Origin of the sequence: Micromonospora sp. CA-246542, assembly GCF_050942905.1 — a bacterium.
Classification (GTDB): domain Bacteria; phylum Actinomycetota; class Actinomycetes; order Mycobacteriales; family Micromonosporaceae; genus Micromonospora.
Genome location: NZ_CP192040.1, coordinates 3909561 through 3931862 on the forward strand (window position 1 = coordinate 3909561; position 22302 = coordinate 3931862).

Annotated in this window: 18 protein-coding genes and 1 pseudogene; 6 read left to right on the forward strand and 13 right to left on the reverse strand. The window is 74.6% G+C overall.

What is annotated here, in order from left to right:
- Nucleotides 1-16: 16 nt before the first annotated feature.
- From ACQP0N_RS18395 to ACQP0N_RS18415, 5 genes are all read right to left on the reverse strand, one after another.
- Nucleotides 17-3733, reverse strand: a complete 3717-nt coding sequence (locus ACQP0N_RS18395) for a S8 family serine peptidase (protein WP_433112052.1) — start codon at nucleotides 3731-3733, stop codon at nucleotides 17-19.
- Between the two features lie 265 nt (nucleotides 3734-3998).
- A complete protein-coding gene (locus tag ACQP0N_RS18400) occupies nucleotides 3999-4604 on the reverse strand; it encodes a bifunctional 4-hydroxy-2-oxoglutarate aldolase/2-dehydro-3-deoxy-phosphogluconate aldolase (protein ID WP_433112055.1) in 606 nt (201 codons plus the stop codon).
- Nucleotides 4601-5344: an IclR family transcriptional regulator gene (locus ACQP0N_RS18405; protein WP_433112058.1), complete on the reverse strand. Its 744-nt coding sequence runs from the start codon at nucleotides 5342-5344 to the stop codon at nucleotides 4601-4603. Before ACQP0N_RS18405 ends, ACQP0N_RS18400 begins: the two co-directional genes overlap by 4 nt.
- A 3-nt stretch (nucleotides 5345-5347) precedes the next feature.
- Nucleotides 5348-6364 carry a sugar kinase gene (locus ACQP0N_RS18410; RefSeq protein ID WP_433112061.1) on the reverse strand — a complete coding sequence of 339 codons (1017 nt, stop codon included), beginning with the start codon at nucleotides 6362-6364 and terminating at the stop codon, nucleotides 5348-5350.
- A 94-nt stretch (nucleotides 6365-6458) separates the two neighbouring features.
- Nucleotides 6459-7310: a S1 family peptidase gene (locus ACQP0N_RS18415; RefSeq protein WP_433112064.1), complete on the reverse strand. Its 852-nt coding sequence runs from the start codon at nucleotides 7308-7310 to the stop codon at nucleotides 6459-6461.
- A 170-nt stretch (nucleotides 7311-7480) separates the two neighbouring features.
- On the opposite strand from ACQP0N_RS18415, the gene ACQP0N_RS18420 reads away from it, so the two are divergent.
- Nucleotides 7481-8668, forward strand: coding sequence for a low temperature requirement protein A (locus ACQP0N_RS18420; RefSeq protein WP_433112067.1), 1188 nt, complete (start codon nucleotides 7481-7483; stop codon nucleotides 8666-8668).
- Between the two features lie 80 nt (nucleotides 8669-8748).
- Here ACQP0N_RS18420 and ACQP0N_RS18425 read toward each other — a convergent pair.
- A pseudogene (locus ACQP0N_RS18425) lies at nucleotides 8749-9390 on the reverse strand (nucleosidase); the annotation flags it as partial.
- A complete protein-coding gene (locus ACQP0N_RS18430; protein WP_433112070.1) occupies nucleotides 9321-12071 on the reverse strand; it encodes an Hsp70 family protein in 2751 nt (916 codons plus the stop codon). The pseudogene ACQP0N_RS18425 and the gene ACQP0N_RS18430, both read right to left, overlap by 70 nt.
- A 203-nt stretch (nucleotides 12072-12274) precedes the next feature.
- On the opposite strand from ACQP0N_RS18430, the gene ACQP0N_RS18435 reads away from it, so the two are divergent.
- Together ACQP0N_RS18435 and ACQP0N_RS18440 are read left to right on the forward strand one after the other, a co-directional pair.
- On the forward strand, nucleotides 12275-12967 hold the full coding sequence (locus ACQP0N_RS18435; RefSeq protein ID WP_355049748.1) for a response regulator transcription factor: 693 nt from the start codon (nucleotides 12275-12277) through the stop codon (nucleotides 12965-12967).
- On the forward strand, nucleotides 12960-13973 hold the full coding sequence (locus ACQP0N_RS18440) for a sensor histidine kinase (protein WP_355049749.1): 1014 nt from the start codon (nucleotides 12960-12962) through the stop codon (nucleotides 13971-13973). Before ACQP0N_RS18435 ends, ACQP0N_RS18440 begins: the two co-directional genes overlap by 8 nt.
- Before the next feature lie 11 nt (nucleotides 13974-13984).
- On the opposite strand, the gene ACQP0N_RS18445 is transcribed toward ACQP0N_RS18440, so the two are convergent.
- From ACQP0N_RS18445 to ACQP0N_RS18455, 3 genes are read right to left on the reverse strand one after another with little or no spacing between them, the layout of a single operon-like run.
- The gene (locus tag ACQP0N_RS18445; protein ID WP_433112075.1) at nucleotides 13985-14719 is read right to left on the reverse strand and encodes a class I SAM-dependent methyltransferase; all 735 of its coding nucleotides are present in this window, start codon (nucleotides 14717-14719) and stop codon (nucleotides 13985-13987) included.
- A complete protein-coding gene (locus ACQP0N_RS18450; protein ID WP_433112078.1) occupies nucleotides 14716-15396 on the reverse strand; it encodes a TIGR04282 family arsenosugar biosynthesis glycosyltransferase in 681 nt (226 codons plus the stop codon). The genes ACQP0N_RS18445 and ACQP0N_RS18450 overlap by 4 nt, the downstream gene beginning before the upstream one ends.
- The gene (locus tag ACQP0N_RS18455) at nucleotides 15393-16067 is read right to left on the reverse strand and encodes a glycosyltransferase family 2 protein (protein ID WP_355049751.1); all 675 of its coding nucleotides are present in this window, start codon (nucleotides 16065-16067) and stop codon (nucleotides 15393-15395) included. The genes ACQP0N_RS18450 and ACQP0N_RS18455 overlap by 4 nt, the downstream gene beginning before the upstream one ends.
- Nucleotides 16068-16212: 145 nt before the next feature.
- On the opposite strand from ACQP0N_RS18455, the gene ACQP0N_RS18460 reads away from it, so the two are divergent.
- Nucleotides 16213-17601 (forward strand): hypothetical protein, encoded by a 1389-nt coding sequence (locus ACQP0N_RS18460; protein WP_433112081.1) that lies wholly within the window; start codon nucleotides 16213-16215, stop codon nucleotides 17599-17601.
- A 142-nt stretch (nucleotides 17602-17743) separates the two neighbouring features.
- Here ACQP0N_RS18460 and ACQP0N_RS18465 read toward each other — a convergent pair whose 3' ends face one another.
- Nucleotides 17744-18808 (reverse strand): NAD-dependent epimerase/dehydratase family protein, encoded by a 1065-nt coding sequence (locus ACQP0N_RS18465; protein WP_433112084.1) that lies wholly within the window; start codon nucleotides 18806-18808, stop codon nucleotides 17744-17746.
- 226 nt (nucleotides 18809-19034) lie between these two features.
- Here ACQP0N_RS18465 and ACQP0N_RS18470 point away from each other — a divergent pair, with 226 nt between their 5' ends.
- Both ACQP0N_RS18470 and ACQP0N_RS18475 read left to right on the forward strand, forming a co-directional pair.
- Nucleotides 19035-20402 carry a molybdopterin-dependent oxidoreductase gene (locus ACQP0N_RS18470; protein WP_433112087.1) on the forward strand — a complete coding sequence of 456 codons (1368 nt, stop codon included), beginning with the start codon at nucleotides 19035-19037 and terminating at the stop codon, nucleotides 20400-20402.
- Nucleotides 20395-20898, forward strand: coding sequence for a hypothetical protein (locus tag ACQP0N_RS18475; protein WP_433112090.1), 504 nt, complete (start codon nucleotides 20395-20397; stop codon nucleotides 20896-20898). The genes ACQP0N_RS18470 and ACQP0N_RS18475 overlap by 8 nt, the downstream gene beginning before the upstream one ends.
- Here ACQP0N_RS18475 and ACQP0N_RS18480 read toward each other — a convergent pair.
- Nucleotides 20865-21572 (reverse strand): RibD family protein, encoded by a 708-nt coding sequence (locus tag ACQP0N_RS18480; protein WP_433112093.1) that lies wholly within the window; start codon nucleotides 21570-21572, stop codon nucleotides 20865-20867. The two genes, ACQP0N_RS18475 and ACQP0N_RS18480, sit on opposite strands and share 34 nt — an antisense overlap.
- On the reverse strand, nucleotides 21569-22294 hold the full coding sequence (locus tag ACQP0N_RS18485; protein WP_433112096.1) for a GTP cyclohydrolase II: 726 nt from the start codon (nucleotides 22292-22294) through the stop codon (nucleotides 21569-21571). Before ACQP0N_RS18485 ends, ACQP0N_RS18480 begins: the two co-directional genes overlap by 4 nt.
- Nucleotides 22295-22302 lie beyond the last annotated feature (8 nt).

Genomic DNA, 22302 nt, shown 5'->3' on the forward strand with positions numbered 1-22302 from the left:
GGCGGCCGGTCCGGCACTACCGCAGGCCGAACGCCCTCGTGATGCTCTGGCTCACGGTGTTGCCGGCCGTGTCCCGCGCGGTCGTCCGCAGGCTCACGAAACTGGCCTTCGCCGGCGCGTCCAGCGCCGTACGCCAGCCGTCACCGTGCCGGGTGAGCCGTGGCTTCTGCCACGTCCTGCCGTCGTCGTAGGACACCTCGACGGTGACCGGACCCACCGTGGCCGAGACGCCGGCCAGGTGGGAGGCGACCACGGTGAGCGGCGCCCGCCGGGACGCCGTGCCGTCGCGGTCGATGGCCACCTCGTAGTCGAGCTGGATCATCGGCAGCACCTCGGCCGACTCCGCGCCGGTGGCCGCCGAGCTGAAGCCCCACTCGGTGCGGGTCTGCCGGGAGTACGGGTTGGTCCAGGCCGCCCGGTCGTTCTCCACCAACAGGCGGTACGGCAGCCGCTGCGCGGACAGGCCGCCCACCTGGAGGTACTCGGCGTTACCCCAGTTCAGCTCCTTGTCCCCCTGGTAGAGGGTGGTCCGGTTGACCATGTCGAAGTTGGCGTACGCCTCACCGACGTGCCCGCCGCCGTCGCCCCACCCCGGCGCGGGCAGGTAGACGGTGTCCAGGTAGCGCACGGGAACGTAGCTCCCACCCATGCGGGGGCGCTGGATGGGCCCGAACCAGGTGACCGTGCTCGGCTTGTTCGCCGCGTAGGTTTCCACCGCCATCGGGTGCTGCCCGGTCTCCCCGGGGATGAAGGCGTCGTCGAGCCAGCGCTGGTCGGCGCTCACCCAGTCGGTGCGCCGGCCCTGCGCCGGTGCGATCTCCTGGTTGCCGGACGCGAAGCCCTTCCAGATGTCGGTGCGGAACTCCAGCGCCCGGCCCTGCCGGTAGTTGCGGAACTCCACGTCCACCCGGGCCAGTTGCCGCTTCGTGAACCGGTAGGTCGGGTCGACCGGCACCGCGCCGCTCCAGTGGTGGACCACGTCGTACAGGTAGGTCGTCTCCGGGTGCGACTCGACGGTCAGCCGCACCGGGCCTCGCTCCAACGCCGCGACGAGCTGGTCACCCTCGTCGGCGCTGAGGCTCGCCACGGTCAGCGGAGGGGCCGGGCTCTCCGGGCCCCACATCGCCTCGTCCCACGGCTGGAGCCGGCCGACGCCGTCGTTGACCACCAGCAGCAGCTTCGCCCCGGCCGCCGCGGCGGCCTGCGCCTGGGTGGCGACGTCCACGGTGTCACTGCGCCGGACCACCACCGCCCGGTCCCGGACCGGCCGCTTCGCCAGCTCCTTCGCGGACGCGTCGGCGACGTAGACCGCGTCGAGCTGGCGACGACCCTCCGGCAACGCCGGGGTCGAGCGCTTCACCCGCAGATCGTCGTACGACCGGCCGCCGGCCGCCACGGTCAGCGCCGGCTGTTCCAGCCGCCACCGCGCGCCGAACTCGAACTCGCCGTCGGTGACCGCACGGCCCGTCGGCAGCGCCCACATGCTGTCGTACGAGTCGTCGGGCAGCACCTGGCTCTCGGTGAGACTGTCGCCGGTGGAGCGGTGGATGTCCATCCGCAGCGAGGTGGCGGTGGCCTCCTGCGGCACCTCGGCGCGTACCTGCCGGGCCTTGCGCGCGTCGAGGACGACGGTGCGGTCGGCGCTCAGGTCGACGTCGACGAAGCTGAGCATCGCCATGCCCTTGGAGCGCGGCCCGTGCGCACCGCGCACGTCGGCGGTGATCCAACCGGACCAGCTCGCCACCGGCAGCCGCAGCGTCGCGGTGCCGCTCTCGGGCAGGTCGACGGCGCTGAACAGGCCGTCGGTGGTGAGCAGGACCTTGCCGGCGAGCGGCTTGCCGTCCCGGTCCTTCGCGACCAGCGTCAGGTTCTGCCGCTGACCCTCCCGGCTCGCCCCGATCAGGGTGCGACCGCGGACCGTACCGGCGGCGTCGGTGGCGATGATCATGCCGCTGACCTGCTTTTCGACCGGAAGCTTGTCGTACGCGGCGGTCAGGGTGACGGTGGCCGTGCCGTTCGCGGGCACGGTCACCGTGTCGGCGGAGAGCGCGAAGAGACCGGCCGGGGCGCTCGGCGCGTCGAGGGCGAGCTTCAGGGTGACCGGCGCGCTGCCGACGTTGGTGTAGGTGACCGTCCGGTCGACCGTCGTACCCGGCTGCTGCGGCCAGCCCTGGAAGCCGGAGTAGGCGCTCGGGGTGGCGAAGACGGTGGCGTGCACGGCGGCGACCGCGTCCACCCGCCCGGCACCGGCCTGGTACGGGGTGTAGTCCGGGGTGGCCTTGACGGTGCTGACCAGCGCCTCCTTGATGCGCTGCCCGGTCCAGTCGGGGTGCGCGGCGGCGACCAGCGCGGCCGTGCCGGCCACGTGCGGAGTCGCCATCGAGGTGCCGCTCATCAGCGTGTAGTCCCCGGAGCCGCCGCGCACCAGGTGCGAACGCGCGGCCAGGATGTCCACGCCGGGTGCGGTGATCTCGGGTTTGAGGCCACCGTCGCCCGCGCGCGGGCCCTGGCTGGAGAAGTCGGCGAGGTGGTCGGTCGAGTCGACGGCGCCCACGGTGAGCGCGGAGTTCGCCGCGCCGGGGCTGCCGATGGTCGCCGGGCCGCTGTTGCCGGCGGCGACCACGAAGAGCGCGCCGGTCTCGGCGCTGAGCCGGTCGACGGCCTGGCTCAGCGGGTCGCTGCCGTCGGTGGACTCACCACCCAGGCTCATGCTGATGATCCGGGCCTTCTGCTCCCGGGCCGCCCACTCCATGCCGGCGATGATCCACGAGTCCTGCCCGCCGCCCTCGCTGTTGAGCACCTTGCCGACGTGCAGCCGCGCGCCGGGGGCGACACCCCGCTCGACGCCCCCGGACGCGGCACCGGTGCCGGCGATCGTCGAGGCGGTGTGCGTGCCGTGCCCCTGGTAGTCGAGGATGTCGGGCTCGTCCGGCACGAAGCTGCTGGACGCGGCGATCTGGTCGGCGAGGTCCGGGTGCTCGGCGTCCGCACCCGTGTCGAGGACGGCGACGTCCACACCAGCGGCGGTGTTGCCCTCGGCCCACACCTTCGGCGCGCCGATCTGCGCGGTCGACTCGGCGAGGTCTGCCCGGACCCGGCCATCCAGCCAGACCTTGGCGATACCGCTCGCGAGCGTCGGCGTGTCGCCGGTCCGGCGGGCCGTGCCGGCGGTCAGCGCGCCCCAGAACTTCTCGGCGCTCTCGCGCGGGCGGTTCAGTGCCGCGCCCCGCACGCTGTCCAGGGGCCGCACCAGCTCGGAGCCGTCCACAGTGGGGCGGGTACGGGCGCGGGCCGCGGCGTCGGTCAGGGTGACGATCAGCGGCAGCGCGTTCGTGTGCGCGTCGTCGTACCCGTCGGCGATCAGGTCGGTGACGTTGAACAGCCTCTTGTCGACCAGGTCGCTCGTGACGTACGGCAGCGCGGCGTCCGGGTAGACGTAGGTGTCGCCGTCGAGCACGGTGCGGTGGAAGGTCGGCGTGCTGCCGTCGGGCCGGCGAACGGCCGTGACGGTGCTGCCGTCGGCCGCCGTGGTGACCGTGACGAGGTCCCCGGTGATCAGGGTGACGGTGGACGCCCGGCCCGGGGCCGCGGGCGGCTGGCCGGTCGGGCGGGTGGGATTGCCGGGCGGGGCGGCGGACGCCCCCGTGCCGGGTGGGGTGAACCCGGCGGTCAGAGCGAGGGCGGTACCGAGGGCGATCAGCCCGGATCGGCGACGCCTGGGAGACAGAGCCACGATGACCTCTTTGTGTCGAGGAGCGGTACGCAGCACAGCATCAAGGCAACGCCCCGCTGTCCCACCCCGCCGACCCCCGGCGCGTTCACGCCATGGCACAAACCCGCCACCCCCGACCCGCCCCCCCGACCCGCCCCCCGTCCCCGCCCCTCCCCCGCGCCGATCTTGCACTTACTGTCGCCGATGCGCCCCGATTCACGGCTTTCGTCGGGACAGAAACTGCAAGATCGCCGCGTGGAGGGGGCGCGGGGGCGGGGGCGGGGGGTCAGGCTTGGGTGGTTAGTTTGGCTAGCTCGTCTAGTTGGGTGGGGTCGGTCAGGGCTGAGCCGACGGCTACCACGCGCACGCCGGCGTCCAGGAACGCGGCGGCGTTCGTGGCGTCCAGGCCGCCTGTCGCGACGAAGCGGAGCTGCGGAAAGGGGCCGGCGATGGCCTTGAACCAGGCCGGCCCGAGGGAGATCGCGGGAAACGCCTTGAGCCAGGTGAGGCCGTGCCGCAGCGCCGCCTGCGCCTCGGTGGGGGTGGCGACGCCGGGCAGGTGCGGCAGACCGCGCGCGGCGGCGGCGTCGGCCACCGCGAGGTCCAGGCCGGGCGCGACGGTGAACGCGGCGCCCGCGTCGGCGGCCGCCGCGACCGTCTCGTCGTCGAGCACCGTGCCGGCGCCGACGATCCGGCCCCGTGCCGCGCCCGCCTCGACGGCGGCGCGCAGGGCGGGCACCGCGTCGGCGGTGGCGACCGGCACCTCCACCACCTCGATGCCGAGGTCCCAGGCGCGCTCGGCGAGCCGGACCGTCTCGGCGACCGGCAGGCCGCGCAGGATCGCCATCACCCGGGCGCCGCCGAAGAGGTGCGCGAAGTCCGTTGTGGTCATGGTCCACTCCATCCGAGGTCGCGGGAGATCTGCTGGGTGGTGGCCAGCAGTCGGGGTAGTAGGGCGCGCAGGTCGGCGAGGGTGGCCACGACCGTCGGCGCGGTCACCGACACCGCGGCCGTGACCGCGCCGTCGGCCTGTCGGACCGGCGCGGCCACACAGTTGATCAGCGGCTCGAACTCGCCGTCGTCGGCGGCCCAGCCCCGCGCGGCGACGGCCGCCAGCTCCGTGCGCAGCGCCGCCGGGTCGCAGATGGTGACCGGGGTGTACGCCGGCAGCGTGCCGCCGTCGGCCAGCTGGGACACCCGGGACGCCGGACCGTACGCCAGCACCACCTTGCCCACCCCGCTGGCGTGCAGCGGCGCGGTGCGGCCGATCCGGGAGTACATGCGGACCTGGCCCCGGGCCTCGATCTTGTCGACGTAGACGAGGTCGTCGTCGACCACCTGCGCGAGGTGGATGGTGTGCCCGCAGTCGCGGCCCAGCGCCGCCAGGTGGGGGCGGGCCACCGCGCGGACGTCCAGCGAGTCCAGGGCCTGCTGGGCGAGGTCGATCAGCCGCAGACCCACCGTCCAGCCGCCGTTGGCGCGGCGCGCGAAGCCACCCGCCTCGAGCGTCTGCAGCAGCCGCAGCGCGGTGGACTTGTGCACGCCCAGGTGGGTGGCCACGCCGCCGAGCTGCGCCGGCTCGCGGGCCAGGAGTTCGAGCACGCGCATCGCCCGGTCGACGCCCTCGGACACCGCTCAGCCCCCTGCTCGGGCGGCGGTCAGGTCGGGTGGCGACCAGGGACCGTCGATCAGCCGCTCGAACCACGACCACGGCGGCAGCGGCGCGTCGTCACCGGTGCTTCCCAGCGCCTGCGCGGCGACGAGGTGACCGAGGCGCAGCCGTCGCGTCGGGTCGAGGTCGCGCAGCAGTCCGGCCAGGTAGCCGGCGGCGAAGGCGTCACCCGCGCCCACCGGCTCCACCACCGACACGCGGGGGGCCGGGACGACGACCGGCTCGGCGTCACGGAACAGGACGGTGGCACAGACCGCGCCGTCCTTCACGACCACCGCCTGGGGGCGGGGCAGCAGTCGGCGTACGGCGGCCGGATCGCTCGTGCCCCAGAGGGTGTACGCCTCGTCCTGCCCGACGAAGACCAGGTCGCTGCGGTCGGCGAGGTCGCGCAGCACGGGCGCGGCCCGTTCGGCGGGCCAGAGCCGGGCCCGGTGGTTGACGTCGAAGCTGACCAGCGCGCCCGGTAGTGGCCGGTCGGTCACCGCGCGCTCGACCAGCGCCCGGCAGGAGGCGGAGAGCGCCGGGGTGATCCCGGACAGGTGCAGCACCCGTGCGCCGGCCAGCCGTGGGTCGGCCAGCGTGTCGCCGTCCATTCGGGACGCGGCCGAGCCGGCCCGGTAGTAGTGCACGGAGGTGGCCGTGGGGCCGGGGTCCTTGGCGTAGAGGCCGGTGGGCGCGGCCGGGTCCACCGCCACCAGGTCGACGTCGACGCCGGTATCGGCGACGTGCCGTACGACGAGCCGGCCGAAGGGGTCGTCGCCGACCCGGCCCACCCAGGTCGCCCGGTGGCCGAGCCGGGCCAGGTAGCCGGCCACGTTGGACTCCGCGCCGCCGACCGAGACCGTGACGCGTTCGGCGTGCTCCAGCGGCTCACCCGCGGGCGGGCACAGCATCACCATGGTCTCGCCCACCGTGACCACCTCGGGCGGCGGCGGGCCGACCGAGGTGGCCGTGCGGTCGGGTCGGGGCTCGCTCGGCATGGCGGCGCACGTCCTCGGGGAGGGGTCCGGGGTCCCGCCGAGCCTAGGCGCGTTGTGCCACGTGAGCAACCCGTTGCGCTGAGCGCAACAGCGATCAGGGCAGGGTCAGTCCGTACGCCGCCAGCACCTCCGCGATGGGCTGGTAGTAGGTCGTTCCACCGGACGTGCAGTTCCCGCTGCCCCCGGACAGGATGCCGATGATGGTGCCGGTGGACGCCACGTACAGCGGCCCGCCGCTGTCCCCCGGCTCGGCGCAGATGTTGGTGCGGATCAGGCCGTAGACCACGCCGGTGGCGTAGTTGACGGTCTGGTTGAGCGCGGTGACCGTGCCGCAGCGCACGCCGGTGGTGACGCCGCTGCGGCACACCGCCTGACCCACGTACGCGGTGCCGGGTCCGTTGATGGTCAGCAGCCCGGGATAGGTGTAGACGGCGCTCGGATGCGCGATCCGGCCCGTGTAGCGGATCAGCCCGTAGTCGTTGCCCGGATAGCTGGTGCCGGTCCGGGTGCCCAGGACGGTGGTCTGCGCGCTGTCGGCGTACCAGGTGCTGACGGTCGCGGTGCAGTGCCCGGCGGTGACCACGTAGTAGGTGCTGCCGCTGCGCACGTTCGCGCCCAGCGAGCAGCGGCTGCCACCGCCGTAGATGCCCTGGCCGGCGGCGATCAGGGGGCGCAGCGTGCCGGGCTCCCGGCGCAGCAGCGCGCCGGCGCGGTCGGCCACCGCCCGCAACCTCGCCAGGTCGGCGGACGCCACGGTGTCGTCGACGGTGACGGTCATCCGGCCGCTGGCCGGGTCGAGCCCCCAGGCGGTGCCCGGCGTGCGTACCCCGGACAGGTCGCCGGCCGCGTCGGGCGCGGCACGGTCGGGCGGGGCGGCCTGTGCCGCGCCCGGCGCGGCGAGGAGCAGGGCGGTCAGGACGAGGGCGACGAACGGGGAACGGCGCATCCGAACCTCCGGCGGAGATCGAGATCGATGGATGTCGACAAGCGTCGCTCCGACCCGGCGCCGTGGCAACCTCCGGTCGCCCTCTTCCCCGCTCAGCGGGAATCGCCGATCCGGGGACGCGCCGCGCCCCCGCCGCCGATAATCCTCGAAGAAACGGCGGGAGGCCGGGCATGACCACCGGAGGCACCGCGGCGCTGGTACGCCGGCCGGACGGGTCGACCCGGGCGACGCTTCTCGAACTGCTCTTCGACGTGGTCTTCGTGGCCGCGCTCGCGCAGACCTCGAAGCTGCTCGCCGACCAGCGGTCCTGGGCCGAGAGCGCGTCGGTCGCGCTGATGTTGACCGCGATCTGGTGGACGTGGTCGGTCACCACCACCACGACCGAGTTCTACGACCCGCAGCAGCGCCCGATCCAGCTCATCCTCATGGTGGCCATGGTCGGGTCGGTCGGGATGGCGGCGTCGCTGCCGATGATCACCAGAGGGCAGGCCACGCTCTTCGCGCTCGCCTACGTCGGTACCCACGTGGTGCGCGGCATCGTCCTGGTCAGCACCTTGTACCGGCAGCGGCACCCGGCGGCCATGGCGCGCGCCACCCGGTTCCTCTTCTGGTTCCTGGTGTCCGGGGTCCTCTGGATCGTGGGGACACTCTTCGACGACGATCGATGGTGGATCTGGACCACCGCGATCGCCATCGACCTGCTCTCGGCGGGGGCGCGCTACCCGACACCGTGGCTCGGCCGGGTGCCCCTCGACCAGTACGACCGGACCACCGCGCACCTCGGCGAGCGGTACCAGCAGTTCACCATCCTGGCCCTCGGCGACATCATCCTGGTGCCCACCCTGGAACTCAGCCGCAGCGAGTTCGACCGCACCAGGATCATCGCGCTGCTCTGTGCGTTCGCCATCATGCTGCTGCTCTGGCAGGTGTACGTCTTTCGGGCCGGCGAGTTGCTCGAGACGGCGGAGTCCAGGGTGCCCGGCCGGTCCACCCGGATCGCTCCGTACACCCATGTGGTGCTGCTGGCCGGCGTGGCCGTCACGGCGGCCTCCTTCGACCTGGTCGTCGACCGCCCGACCGGAACGACCCCGACGCGGTGGCTGATGCTGATCATCGGCGGGCCGCTGGTGTTCGTACTCGGTCGGGCACTCTTCGCCTACCTGCTGTTCGCCCGCGTGCCGTGGCGACGGGTGGCGTCACAACTGCTGCCCCTACTGGTACTGCCCTGGGCCGGTGGCTGGTCGCCGGTGACGGTCACCGCGATCGTGGCCCTCGCGCTCGCCGCGCACGTCCTGGCACCCAGGGCCGGCGGCCGGGAGACCACCCGAGGGCTCCGCCCGCGAGGGCTGACCGGCTGACCCCTCCACCGGTCAGGCGAGTGTCGACCGACCCATTCGGCGAGATCCCGGGCACAGGCGTCGACCGACTCCTGCCAGGTCCGGGCCGCGCCCTCCCCCGCCTCGTCACTGACCTGCTTGACCAGCCGACACGGCACCCCGGCCTGCGCGGCGGCCCAGGCCACCGCGTACCCCTCCATGTCCACCAGGTCGGCGCGCTGCGCCAGACGGTCCCGCGCGTCGTCGTCAGCGACGAAGGTGTCGCCGGTGGCCAGCACCGCGCCCTCGGCGGCCAGCGCGAGCGGCGCGCCGTAGGTCTGACCCGTGAGGGTACGCAAGAAAGCGGTGTCCAAGTCGTGCTGGAGCACGGTGGCGACCTCGTGGATACCCGTCCAGCCGGGGCGCAGCGCGCCGGCCGTACCCAGATTGAGCAGCAGGCTGGGACGCGGCCCGGCGGCCAGCACCGCCGCGACCGCGCTGGCGGCGTTGACCTTGCCCATGCCGGTGAGCAGCACCGGCAGCTCGTCCGGCAGGTAGCGGGCCTCCTCCCCCACGGCGAGCACCACCAGCGGACGATCGGCGCGCACGACACCCCGAAGATTCACCGGAGCATCGTACGGGCCGCCGTCCACGGATCCGTCGCGCACTCCACCGGCATCTGCCCGGCCGGCGGTCAGTCGTCGGCGAACCGGTACAGCACGAAGTCCTTGTCCGCGCCGCACGCGATCACCCGCGTGTTCCACGAGCAGGACGCGCTGCGCACGTCGACGAGTTGGCCCAACTCGTCGACGTCGCCCGACTCGGCCCACACGCCGGCCACGCTCCGGTTGTCCGCCACCGTGCTGGTCGGCTCGGCGAAGACGAGCAGGTTGCCGGCGTCCAGTCGGGCCGCCACGCCGGGGCGGTCGGTCAGTACCGCCTTGCCGGCCGTGTCGAAGAGGGTGACCGTCGCCTTCGGGTACTCCCGTTGGGTGAGCACCTGCTCGCCGACCGGCACCAGGTCGGTCGTGCCCGGCGCCGACCAGGAGATCGCCGCCTTCCCCTCGGTCGCCGCCACCACCTCGGTGTGCTCGGCGTCGCTGTTACGTACCTGCACCAGACAGGCCCGCCGCTCGCCGCAGGCCACCAGCGCCTTCGGCCGGTACTCCGCGTTCGCGGCCCGGTAGACGACCACCGGCGCCGCGTCGGAACCCAGGTCGTACGCCAGCACCTGGTACCCGCCGTCGGTGGGGGCCACGAAGAGGCGGTCCTCGTGCGCCACCACCAGGTCGTCGAGGTCGGCCACGTTGCCCCACTCGCGCAGCACCGATCCGGAGGACATGTCGAGCAGTCGCGCCGAGCGGTCCGCCCCGATCTGCACGAGTCGTCGCCCCTTGCCCGTCCACGGGTCGCGGGCAGCGCCGTCGAGGTACGCCGGCCCACCCGCCGCCTCGTCGGTGCCCACCGGCCGCACGACGGTCCGTGCGCCGCCGTACTGGTCGCGCGGGTTGGGCTTGCTCCACTCGGCGGTGCCGTCGCCCAGCTTCAGGCCGACCAACCGCCCGGCGGCTCGGTCCACCAGCACTGCGGTGTCGTCGGAGAAGTAGACGTCGTCGTCGCCGCGGACCGCCCGGTGCCAGCGCTGGGCCCCGGAGCGGCCGTCCAGCACGGCCAGTTCACGCGGTGTGCTGTCGCCCGGCGCGTCGGCGAGGACCGCGACCGCCCCCGGTACGGCGACCAGGCCGGCCCAGTCGTCGGCGGTGACGCCTGTCTGTCGGCGCCACAGCTCGTCGCCGGTGCTGGTGTCGACGGCGACCACCTCCAGCCGGTCGTCCGGCAGCGGGTACCCGAGGTAGGCACGGTCGTCGAGCACCGCGGTCCACATGCCGCTCGGCCGCTCGGCACCGGCCGGCAGCCTCGACAGCTCGCGCAGCGATCCGAACTCCAGGTCCGGGTAGCGGTCCCGCAGCAGGTAGAGCGTCGCCGCGGTGGCCATCCCGGCCAGGGCGAGTACCGCCCCGAGCACCACCCACCGGGCCCGCCGCCAGGTCGTACCGCCGCTCGGGATGGGCGGGGTGGGCGTCGGGGTGGCGCCCGCCCGGCTCGGCCTGGCCGACGCCGGCCCGGGTTGCGACGGCACGGTCGGCGCGTTCTCCGCCGCAGCCGGCACTGCCGGCGGACCGGCCGGGGCCGGCACTGCCGGCGGACCGGCCGGGGCCGGCACGGGCGACGCCTCAGCCGGCGCGGACGGGCCAGCCGGCGAGGCCTGCGCTGCGGCCTGCGGTCCCGCGTACGCCGGCAGGGCCCGGCGCAGCGGCAGGTCCGTCAGCGCGCCCTCGGCCACCGGCAGCTCGGGCTGGTCCAGCACCGTCGGCGCCACTCCCAGCTCGGCGTGCAGCATTCGTGCCACGAGCGGAATCCGCGAGGAGCCGCCCACCAGGAACAGCCCGGCGAGCTGGTCGGGGCGCAGGCCGGCCGTGGCGATCACCTCCCGGGCCCGCTCCACGCCACGACGCAACAGCGGCGCCGCCACCCGCTCGACGTCGTCACGCGTCAACCGCACCGCCTCGGCCACCCCGGGCACCGCGACCGGGGCCACTGCCGAGCGCGACAGGGTCTCCTTCGCGCCGCGTACCTCGTCCCACAGTCGGACCTGGTCGCGGCGCTGCGCCGGGTCCGACGGGCGGACCAGGCGCGCCCACCGCCGGGCGTGCCGCTCGCCCAGCAGCTCGCCGACCCGCTGCACCAGCGCCGCGTCCAGGTCGAGGCCGCCCAGGTCGGGCAGACCGCCGTCAGCGACCACCCGGAAACCGGAGTCACCCCACGGGTCGGCCCCCTCGTTGCGCAACACCGCGACGTCGAGCGTCCCGCCACCGAAGTCGAACACCGCGATCGCGCCACCGACCGGCACCGGCCGGTGCAGGACCTGGGTGTAGTAGCGGGCAGCGGCCACCGGCTCACGCAGCAGACGCGTGCCCGGTGGCGTCGGCCCCGCGAGCGTGTGCTCGGCCGCCTGCGGCCATCCGGCCCGCAACAGCGCGTCGGCGAGCACCTGCCGCCGTGACTCGTCCCAGGCCGCCGGGCAGGTGAGCACGGCCGGAGGCAGGAAGCCGACCGCACCCACCGCGGCCCGGGCGACCGCCGCCAGCACCGCGGCGAGCAGTTCCGCCGGCGGGTACGACCGGTCACCGAGCAGCACGGTCGGCTCGTCCACCCGACGCTTCGGGTTCGCCTCGAACCGGGCCGGATCGGCCTGCGCCAGCCGCCGGGCGTCCCAGCCGACGTGCAGCGTGCCGTCCGGGTCGGCGTACACGGCTGACGGGCTGACCGGCTGACCGTCCATCAGCACCGGACGGGTCCGACCGTCCGGCCAGCGCAGCACGGCTACCGTGTTGGACGTGCCGAGGTCGACGCCGAGGGCGAAACCCTCGTGCTGGCCTGCCATCTGCCCGATACCTCCGCCGTGACGAGGGAACTCAGCCCCGCATCGTACGCAGCCCCCTCCGCCCCACAGGCCTCGCCGTCACCAGGCGGACCGGCCAGTCGGTGCGTCGAGGCGACTGGGGTACGGGACGTAAGGAGACCACAAGGTCTGCGAAATCGCCGGCCGCATCGGTGCTGGCTAGGCTGGCCGCGGGGAGGTGACCGGTGGCGCAGCGGGTGCTCGTGGTCGACGACGACCGGACGGTCAGCGACGTGGTCTGCCGCTACCTGGAACACGCCGGGTACGAGGTGAGCCACGTCGCGGACGGACTGGCCGCCCTGGAGGCCGTCCAGGACCGGCCGCCGCACCTGGTCGTGCTGGACCTGATGCTCCCCGGACTGGACGGGTTGCAGGTGTGCCGGCGACTGCGGGAGCGGCCGGACGGCGTACCCATCATCATGCTGACGGCGCGCGGCGACGAGGCCGACCGGGTGCTCGGGCTGCAACTCGGCGCCGACGACTACCTGAGTAAGCCCTTCTCGCCGCGCGAGCTGGTGCTGCGGGTCGGTTCGGTGCTCCGCCGTGCCGGTGAGCCGGCCGCGCCGGCGGCCGAACTGCTGTCCGACGCGGGGCTGGAGGTGGCCACCGGGCCACGGATCGCCCGCCTGCACGGCCGCGAGCTGGCCCTGACGTTGCGCGAGTTCGACCTCCTGGCGCACCTGATGCGGCACCCGACCCGGGCGTTCAAGCGCACCGAGCTGCTGGAACGCGTGTGGGGGTGGAACTTCGGCGACCAGTCCACCGTCACCGTGCACGTCCGCCGGTTGCGGGAGAAGATCGAGGACGACCCGGCCGAGCCACGACGCATCGTCACGGTCTGGGGCGTCGGCTACCGGTACGAGCCGGCCGATGCGTGACCTGGCGCTGATCTTCGGGGCGGCGCTCGCGGCCGCGCTCGGCGTGGGCCTGCTCGGCGCGCTGACCCTGCGGCTGCTTCGGCACCGGTCGATCACCGTGCACGTGTGCGTCCTGCTCACCGTCACCGTGGTCGCCGTGGTGGCCGGGGTGGTGGTGGTCGCCCAGGCGATGTTCCTGTCCCCGCACGACCTCCAGGTCGTCCTGCTCACGGTCGCCGCGGCGGCGGTGGTGAGCCTCGGCGTGGGCTGGTACTTCGGGCGTCGACTGGCCGTGGCGGCGGTCTGGGCGGCCCAGGCCCGGGAGCGGGAACGGCGGGTCGAGAAGGGTCGTCGGGACCTGGTCGCCTGGGTGTCGCACGACCTGCGGACGCCGCTGGCCGGCCTGCGGGCGATGGCCGAGGCGCTGGAGGACCGGGTGGTCGACGACCCGGCGACGGTCGCCGAGTACCACCGGCGGATCCGCGTGCAGACCGATCGGATGACCCGACTCGTCGACGACCTGTTCGAGCTGTCCCGGATCAACGCCGGCGCGCTGCGCCTGACCCTGTCGGCGGTACCGCTGGGTGAGGTCGTCTCCGACGCCCTCGCCGGCACCGCGCCCCTGGCCAAGGCCCGGCGCATCCGGCTGGAGGCCGCCGAGTCGGGCTGGCCCACCGTGCTGGCCAGCGAACCCGAGCTGGCCCGGGTGGTGGGCAACCTGCTGCTCAACGCGGTGCACTACACGCCGAGCGACGGCACGGTGCGGGTGGACGCCGGATCCGAACGCGACGCCGCCTGGCTGGCGATCGCCGACACCTGCGGCGGCATCCCCGAGGACGACCTGCCCCGACTGTTCGACGTCGCGTTCCGGGGCGAGCCGGCCCGTACGCCCCGCCCCGGTGGCGAGGGTTCCGGCGGGCTGGGGCTGGCGATCGTACGCGGACTGGTCGAGGCGCACGGCGGTCGGGTGGACGTGCAGAACGTCAGCGGTGGGTGCCGGTTCGTGGTGCGCCTGCCGGCGGCCTGACGCCTGCCCTCTCAGCGGTTCGCCCGCAGCTCACCGAACCAGCGCCGCCCCTGCCGGAACACGTCCTGGACCGCCAGGCCGGCGGCGTCGGCGACCGCGGGCACCGCACGCGCGTCAACCCGGGCCCAGCGGAACACCGGGCCGAGCAGCACCCGGCCGGCCCGCTGCTCGGCGGCCACCCGGGCCTGGCCCTGCCACGACCCCGTGCCGGGCGGCTCCAGCTCGACCAGGACGGTGCCACCCGGCGCGAGCAGGTCCCGGCAGCGGCGCAGCAGCGCCACCGGCTCGCCGCCGATGCCGATGTTCCCGTCGATCAGCACCGCGTGCGCCCACCGACCCTCGGCGGGCAGCGGCCCGAACAGGTCGCCGTGCACCGCGACCGCGCCACGGGCGCGGGTGAGCCGCACCGCCGTCGGCGAGACGTCCACGCCGACCGCGCTCAGGCCGGCCCGGGTCAGCGCCACGGTGAGCCGGCCCGGCCCGCATCCGAGGTCGAGCGTCGGGCCGCCGCAGCGGGCGACGAGGCCGGTGACCGCCGACTCGGCCGTGCCGTGCCAGCGGTCCACCGGGAGCCGGCTACGGACACCGTCGCCGTGCACCAGCCACCGCCGCAGGGCCACCCGGTCGGCGGTGAGCGCGGCGGCGAAGGGGTCGCCGGATCCGTCGTACCCCCGGCGCGACGTCGGGCCGGACGGTGACCGTACCGGTGACGCGGCCTCGACCGGGGCGGTGTCGACGGGGTTCACCGCCGGCTCTCCGGCAGCAGGGTGAGGCGGACCGCCGCGACCTGGCGGGCGAAGCGTCCACCGGGAACCTCGACGGCCACCGCGAGGGCGTCGGACCACTTGTCGACGTCCCGCAGGACCGGCAGTGGCGCGGTCCGCAGGCCACGCCCGGTCAGGGCCGCCCAGGTGTCGCGACCGGTGTCGGGCGTCGACATGGGCACGTCCCGCAACACCCGGGCGTGCCGTGGGTCGCGCAGCCCCAACGACCACCAACCGCCGTCGTGCGCCCGACCGAGCACCGCGTCGGAGGCGCGCAGCCCCGCCACCGCCGCGGCCAGCCGGCCCGGCGTCACCTGCGGGGTGTCCATCCCGATCTGCACCACCGGCCGCCCGGGGTACGCGGCAGCGACCTCGGCGTACGCGTTGGCGAGCCGCTCGCCGAGCCCGGTGCCGCGCTGCTCCAGCACCGACCAGCCGTCCAGCGCGGCGGTCAACGCGTCGGCGTCCTCCGCCTCGGCCAGCCGACCCGACCAGGCCAGCACGGGAGTGACACCGGGGGTGGCGCGGACGGCGTCGAGGGTGTCGCGCAGTGCGGCGGCGGCGATCCGGGCCGCCTGGGCCGGCGTGACCGGTGGGCAGAGCCGTGTCTTCACCGCCCCGACGACCGGTGCCTTGGCGACCACCAGCAGGACGGTCACCGGGAGCCGTCCACGGTCCGCAACACACCGGCGAAGTCGCGGGTGGCACGCAGGGTGCCCCGCACCGAACCGGAGACCTTGGACCGGGTGCCGGCGGCGCGGGGCGCGTAGGTGACGTCCGTCTCGTGGATGCGCCAGCCGGCGGCGGCGGCCCGGATCAGCAGTTCGAGGGGGTAGCCGAAGGCCCGGTCGGTGACACCGAGGTCGAGCAGCGCCTGGCGGCGGGCCACCCGGATCGGGCTGAGGTCCCGCAGCGGTACGCCCCGACGGCGCAGCAACGCGGCGACCAGCGCCGTGCCGGCACGGGCGTGCCACGGCCACACGCCCGCCCCGACCGGCCGACGCCGACCCACGCTGAGGTCGGCCGTACCGTCGGACACGGGTGCCACCAGGGCCGGCAGCTCGGCGGGGTCGAACGACCCGTCCGCGTCGAGGACGCACACCAGCTCGGCGTCGGCGGCCTCCAGGCCGGCGTGCACCGCCGCGCCGTAGCCGCGTCGGGGTTCGTGCACCACCCGGGCGCCATACCGGACGGCCACCTCGGGCGAGCCGTCCCGGGAGCCGTTGTCCACCACGATGGCCCGGTAGCCGGGCGGCAGCGCGGTGAGCACACCCGGCAGGGCGGCTGCCTCGTCCAGGCAGGGCAGCACCACGTCGATCTCAGTCGCCATACCGCCGACGCTAAGGGGACGTCCGCGTGGCGGAGGTCGGAATGTGCTTACCGAACCCTTACCGCCCGGGCATTTCTTACCGTCCGGTGACGGGCCGCCGATTGGCGAGCGCGAGGGTGGGCTGTCGCCGTACCGTCCGGTGGTCATGGCCTCGACCACCGTTCACGCCGCCGCCCCCGGGCGGACCCCGCCTCGCCGCCACGCCGGGGACCTGCTCGTGCTGGGCCTGGAAGCGGCGCTGCTCGGCGTCGCCGTGCTGGTGGGGGCCCTGCTCAACGCACGCGGCGGCGGCCTGCACGCGGACGCCGCTCCGCTGTACGCGACGTGGCGGCCACACGTCGGCTGGGGCAGCCCGGCCGCGCTGGTGGTGGCGGTCGCGGTGGTGGGCTGGGGCGCCCGGTGGGCCCGCACCGCCCGGTGGGGTCGCCTGCTGGCCGCCGCGTGGCTGACGGCGGTGGCCTGGACGATGTCGTTGGCCCTGGTCGACGGCTGGTCGGCGGGGCTGACCCGACGGCTCACCCCGCAGGCCGAGTACCTGCACGAGGTTCCCGGCGTGACCGACATCCCGGCGATGCTGGCCGGATTCACCAGCCGGATCGTGGACTTCCAACCCGACTCCTGGTCCACCCACACCGCCGGCCACCCGCCGGGCGCGCTGCTCATCTTCGTCTGGCTGGACCGCGTCGGCCTCGGCGGAGGCACGGCCGCCGCGCTGGCCTGCGTCCTGCTCGGCGCCACGATCGCGGTGTCGGTGCCGGTGACGCTGCGCGCGCTCGGCGCGCCCGACGCGGCGCGCGCGGTGGTGCCCTTCCTGGTGCTGCTGCCGGGGGCCGTCTGGGTGGGCACCTCGGCCGACGGCATCTTCGCCGCCGTGGTCGCGGCCGGTCTGGCGCTGCTGGTGGTCCGGGGACGCGTGGCCGCCCTGGCCGGTGGGGCGGTGCTCGGCTTCGCGCTGCACCTCTCGTACGGGTTCCTCCTCGTGGGTGTGCTCGCGCTGGCCGTGGTCGCGCTGCGCCGTACCCACCGACTGGGCGCGCTGCTCGCCGCCGCCGTCGGCGTCGCGGCCGTGACGGCGGTGTTCGTCGCGGCGGGTTTCCACTGGTGGGACGGTTACCACCTGGTCGTCCAGCGGTACTACCAGGGCTGGGCCGCCGACCGCCCGTACGCCTACTGGGTGTGGGCCAACCTGGCCGCGCTGCTGCTCAGCGCCGGTCCGGTCCTGGGGCCGGCCCTGCGCCGCGCGCTGACGGCCGCGCCCGGCTGGCGGGTCGCCGGGCGGTTGGCCCTGCCTACGGCAGCAGGAGTACGCGCAGCCGGCCCCACGGTGCTGCTACCGCTGGCCGCCCTGGTGGCGGTCCTCGGCGCGGACCTGTCCGGGCTGAGCAAGGCCGAGGTGGAGCGGATCTGGCTGCCGTTCGTCGGCTGGCTGCTGGTCGCGACCGCCCACCTGCCGGCGACCTCGCGGCGCTGGTGGCTGGCCGCGCAGGCGCTCACCGCCCTGGCCGTCAACCACCTGCTCTGGACGGTCTCCTGACCCTCCCCCGGCCGCGCAGCCCCCTTGACGCGTCGATCTTGCGGTTTCGGTTGTCGATATGGACTATGTGCCCACATCTGTCACAGCAGAAAGTGCAAGATCGGCGCAGGGCGGGGGCGGGGGCGGGGGGCGGGGCGGGGGGTCAGCTTGCTAGGGCGGCTGGTTCGCGTAGTGGGTCGGTGGCGAAGCCGGCGACGCCGTCGGCGAAGCCGACCCGGGCGGTGTAGCCGAGCAGTTCCGCGGCCCGGCGTGGATCGGCGACCACATGCCGCACGTCGGCCGCGCGAGCCCCGCCCACGACCTGTGGCGCCGGTCCGCCCATCGCCTCGGCCAGGGCGACCGCCAGCTCCCCGACGGTGTGCGGCTCGCCCGAGCACACGTTCACCGGCATCAGGGTGGCCGGTGGCAGGTCGCTGTCGAGCGCCAGCAGGTTGGCCCGCGCCACGTCGGTGACGTGCACGAAGTCCCGCCGTTGCCGGCCGTCCTCCAGCACGCGGGGGGCCATCCCGGCCGCCAGCGCCGACCGGAAGATGGACGCCACGCCGGCGTACGGGGTGTCGCGGGGCATCCGCGGGCCGTAGACGTTGTGGTAGCGCAGCGCCCAGACGGTCCCACCGGTCTGCCGGGCCCAGGCGGCGGCCAGGTGTTCCTGCGCGAGCTTGCTGGCGGCGTACGTGCTGCGCGGCTCCAGCGGCGCGTCCTCGGGCACGAGCACCGGGTCGAGTCCCCGACCACACTGGGGGCACGTCGGGTCGTACCGGCCGGCCGCCACGTCCTCGGGTCGCCGGGGCGCGGGGCGCACCGTGGCGTGCTCGGGGCAGGCGTAGCGCCCCTCGCCGTACACCACCATCGAGCTGGCCAGCACCAGCCGGCCGAGTCCCGCCCGGTGCAGGGCGGCCAGCAGCACGGCCGTGCCGTAGTCGTTGTGCGTGACGTAGTCGGGGCCGTCCGACGGGTCCAGGCCGTGGCCGACCATCGCCGCCTGGTGACAGACCGCGTCCACACCGGGCAGCAGGCGATCCAGCAGGGCGCCGTCCCGGACGTCGCCGCGCACCACCTGGTGCTCACGTGACCAGGCAGGCAACTCCCCGCCGTGCGCCTGCGGCAGCAGCGCGTCCAGCGCCACCACCTCGTGGCCCTGCTCGACGAGCAGGTCGACGACCTGCGACCCGATGAACCCGGCCGCGCCGGTGACCAGTACGCGCATGTCGGACACGGTAGGGCCGGTCGGGCGTCCGACGGGCCGGTTCGGCGTAGCCGTAAGGACTTCGCAACAGCTCGGCCGGCCGCGGTGGCCCGGTAAGCGTTCGGTAATGCGGTAAACCCCGTGGCGCCGTACCCCTGCGGTCTAACCTGCCGGCAGTGCCCGCCACCGGCGCTCGCGCCCGGCGGGCCGACGACGGCGGGGTGTGACGACGAGGAGGGAACAGCGAGTGCCAGGAGGCAGGCCCGACCTGGGCGACAGCGGGGCCCCGGCGTCGGATGCGGACGGCTACGGCGCACCGCGCGGGCTCTGGCGGGGGTTGGCCCGGCATCGTCCGCCGGGTGTGGACGCGACCGAACGCGCCTGGCGCAGTCCGTTGCGCGGGCCCTGGCTCACCGCCGTCTACGGGTCGGCGCTGCTGGTGGCGCTGCCACTGGTGATCATCACGGGACTGCTCGACTACGCCGCCTACGGCCCCCGTTTCGACCAGGCGTTCCCGCAGGACGTCGGCTGGCTGCGGCTGCCCGTCTTCGACTGGCCCACGCGGCCGTCCTGGCTGTTCCGGGTCACCCAGGGCCTGCACGTGACGCTCGGGATCGTGCTCGTCCCGGTGGTGCTGGGCAAGCTGTGGTCGGTGCTGCCGAAGCTGTTCACCTGGCCGCCGGCCCGCTCGGTGGCGCAGGTGCTGGAACGGCTCACGCTGCTGCTGCTGGTCGGCGGGATCCTGTTCCAGATCGCCACCGGCCTGCTCAACATCCAGTACTCGTACGTGTTCGGCTTCGACTTCTACACCGCCCACTACTTCGGCGCGTGGATCTTCACGGCGGCCTTCGTGGCCCACGTGATCATCAAGTTCCCCCGGTTGGTGACCGCGCTGCGGTCCCGCCCGCCGGGCATGGAGCTACGGACGACGCGCGCCGACACGCGGCCCGAGCCGCCCGACCCGGACGGCCTGGTCGCGACCGAACCGGGCCCGGCGACGGTCAGCCGGCGTGGGGCGGTGGCCCTGGTGGGCGGCGGCGCGCTGCTGCTGGCCGTACTGACCATCGGGGAGAGCCTGGACGGTCCGCTGCGGCGTACCGCGCTGCTGCTGCCCCGGGGGCGACAGCCCGGCACCGGACCGAACGGCTTCCCGGTCAACCGCACCGTCGCCGCCGCCGGTGTGCGTCCCGAGCAGACCGACGCGAGCTGGCGACTGACGCTGCGCGGCGGTGGGCGAACGGTGACCCTGGACCGGCCCGGCCTGCTGGCCCTGACCCAGCACACGGCCGCGCTGCCCATCGCCTGCGTCGAGGGCTGGTCGACCCGGCAGAGGTGGACCGGCGTACGACTTCGTGACCTGGCCGCGCTCGCCGGCGTCCCCGACCCGGCCTCGGCACGGGTGTCGTCGCTGGAGCAGGCCGGTCTGTTCCGCACGGCGGTGCTCGCGGCCAACCAGGTCCTCGATCCCGACTCGCTGCTGGCGTTGCGGGTCAACGACGTCGACCTCTCCCCCGACCACGGCTATCCGGCCCGGGTCATCGTGCCCGCCCTGCCCGGGGTGCACTGCACCAAGTGGGTCGCCGAGATCGACTTCCGGGAGCGGACCGATGACTGAGCGGACCGGGCCGACGCAGGGACCGGCTGGCCGGACCGCCCGGCTGCGGGCGGCCTACGGCGCGGCACCCTGGCATCTCGCCCTGGTGACGGCGGTGATCGTGCTCGCCGGCTGGGTGGCGCTACGCCTCGCCGACGAGGCGACGTTCGGCCGGATGCTGCTCTGGTTCGTCGGCGCGGTCGTCGCCCACGACCTGGTGCTGTTCCCGGTGTACGCGAGCGTCGACCGCGTGCTGCGGGCGGCGACACGTGGTCGCGTCGCGTTGCTCAACCACCTGCGGGTACCGGCGCTCGGCACGGCGCTGCTGTTCCTGGTCTACTCCCCCGGCATCCTGCGCTGGGGCGAGACGACCCACGAGGCGGCCACCGGCCAGACGCAGCGGCCGTACCTGCTGCGCTGGCTGGCGCTCAGCGGGGCGCTCTTCCTGCTCAGCGCGCTCGCGTACGTGCTACGGCGTCGCCGTCAGTCGTCGGGGCAGCGGTCCGAGAGCGCGTAGCGCAGCAACACCACGTCGCCGATCTGGCGCGTCTCGGCCAGCCGGGCCCGGCGGCCCGGATGCCAGGGGAAGCGGCCCTCGTCGACGAAGCGCGGCGCCCGACGGTCGCCGACGAAGAACGGGGCGACGACCAGGTGCAGCTCGTCGGCGAGGCCGGCGGTGAGGAACTGGGCGTGGACCGTCCCGCCACCCTCGACCATCAGACGGCGCACCCCCCGCGCCGCCAGGTCGGCCAGGACCCATCCGAGGTCGACCGGCTCTCCCCCGTCGATGATGGTGGCCAGCCCGCCGACCCGCTCCCGGGTCTTGTCCAGGACGCCGCTGGCGCAGTAGACCAGCCGGGTGGAGTCGCCCGCGGTGAAGAACCGGGCGGTCGGGTCGAGGTCCCCGCGCGCGGTCAGCGTCACCTTGACCGGCGAGGCGGGCTGGCCGCACGCCACCCGTTCGGTCCGCCGCGCCGCCGATCGCACCAGCAGGCGGGGGTCGTCACGGCGGACGGTGGCGGCACCGACCAGGATCGCGTCACAGCCGGCCCGGACCGCGTCGACGCGGTCGAGGTCGTCCTCGTTGGACAGCAACAGACGCTGGTCGGAGGCGTCGTCGATGTACCCGTCGATGGAGGTGGCGCAGCTCAGCAGCACATAGGGCCGTGGCGACGCCGGCCGGCAGCTCACCGGTAGACGGGCCGGTCAGGGGTGCGGCCCGCCCGCTCCTCGGCCGCCTCCGCGTCTGCCTCCGCCGCCTCGGCCTCGGCCACCTCCGTCTCTGCCTCGGCCGCCTTGGCGGCCTTCGCCGCCAGGTAGTCGGCGTTGGCCGGGGAGAGGAAGACGCTGGTGGGGACGCGTTCCACGACGTCGACGCCCAGCCGGGTCAACTGTTCGGCCTTGTCGGGGTTGCTGCTGAGCAGACGTACGCGCGGCACGTCGAGCGTGGCCAGCATCTGCGCGGCGGCGGTGTAGTCGCGCTCGTCCTCGCCCCGGCCCAGCGCCACGTTGGCCTGGTAGGTGTCCAGGCCGGCGTCCTGGAGGGCGTACGCGTCGAGCTTCGCGTACAGGCCGATGCCCCGGCCCTCCTGACGCAGGTAGAGCAGGAACCCGCCGCTCTCGGCGATCCGCTGCACCGCCTCACGCAGCTGGGGCCCGCAGTCGCAGCGCTGGCTGCCGAACACGTCCCCGGTCAGGCACTCGCTGTGCGGACGGACCAGCGGCGGCTCCCCACCGGCGGCGAGCCGGTCCAGCGCGCCGGCCCAGTCGCCCAGGCCGAGGGCGAGGTGTTCGCGACCGTCCACCAGACCTTTGAACGTGAACACCCGAACGGTGGTGGTGTAGCCGTCGGGGAACGCCAACGGCACCGTGACCTGCGTACGGACCGTGGCGATCGGCAGTGCTTCGGGCATGGGACTCC

What these genes read in the sequence shown, in the direction of transcription:
- ACQP0N_RS18400 (WP_433112055.1), bottom strand. Translation starts at nt 4,604, where the DNA reads ATGACCACAACGGACTTCGCGCACCTCTTCGGCGGCGCCCGGGTGATG.
- ACQP0N_RS18410 (WP_433112061.1), bottom strand. Translation starts at nt 6,364, where the DNA reads ATGCCGAGCGAGCCCCGACCCGACCGCACGGCCACCTCGGTCGGCCCG.
- ACQP0N_RS18415 (WP_433112064.1), bottom strand. Translation starts at nt 7,310, where the DNA reads ATGCGCCGTTCCCCGTTCGTCGCCCTCGTCCTGACCGCCCTGCTCCTC.
- ACQP0N_RS18420 (WP_433112067.1), top strand. Translation starts at nt 7,481, where the DNA reads ATGACCACCGGAGGCACCGCGGCGCTGGTACGCCGGCCGGACGGGTCG.
- ACQP0N_RS18430 (WP_433112070.1), bottom strand. Translation starts at nt 12,071, where the DNA reads ATGGCAGGCCAGCACGAGGGTTTCGCCCTCGGCGTCGACCTCGGCACG.
- ACQP0N_RS18440 (WP_355049749.1), top strand. Translation starts at nt 12,960, where the DNA reads ATGCGTGACCTGGCGCTGATCTTCGGGGCGGCGCTCGCGGCCGCGCTC.
- ACQP0N_RS18455 (WP_355049751.1), bottom strand. Translation starts at nt 16,067, where the DNA reads ATGGCGACTGAGATCGACGTGGTGCTGCCCTGCCTGGACGAGGCAGCC.
- ACQP0N_RS18460 (WP_433112081.1), top strand. Translation starts at nt 16,213, where the DNA reads ATGGCCTCGACCACCGTTCACGCCGCCGCCCCCGGGCGGACCCCGCCT.
- ACQP0N_RS18465 (WP_433112084.1), bottom strand. Translation starts at nt 18,808, where the DNA reads ATGCGCGTACTGGTCACCGGCGCGGCCGGGTTCATCGGGTCGCAGGTC.
- ACQP0N_RS18475 (WP_433112090.1), top strand. Translation starts at nt 20,395, where the DNA reads ATGACTGAGCGGACCGGGCCGACGCAGGGACCGGCTGGCCGGACCGCC.
- ACQP0N_RS18485 (WP_433112096.1), bottom strand. Translation starts at nt 22,294, where the DNA reads ATGCCCGAAGCACTGCCGATCGCCACGGTCCGTACGCAGGTCACGGTG.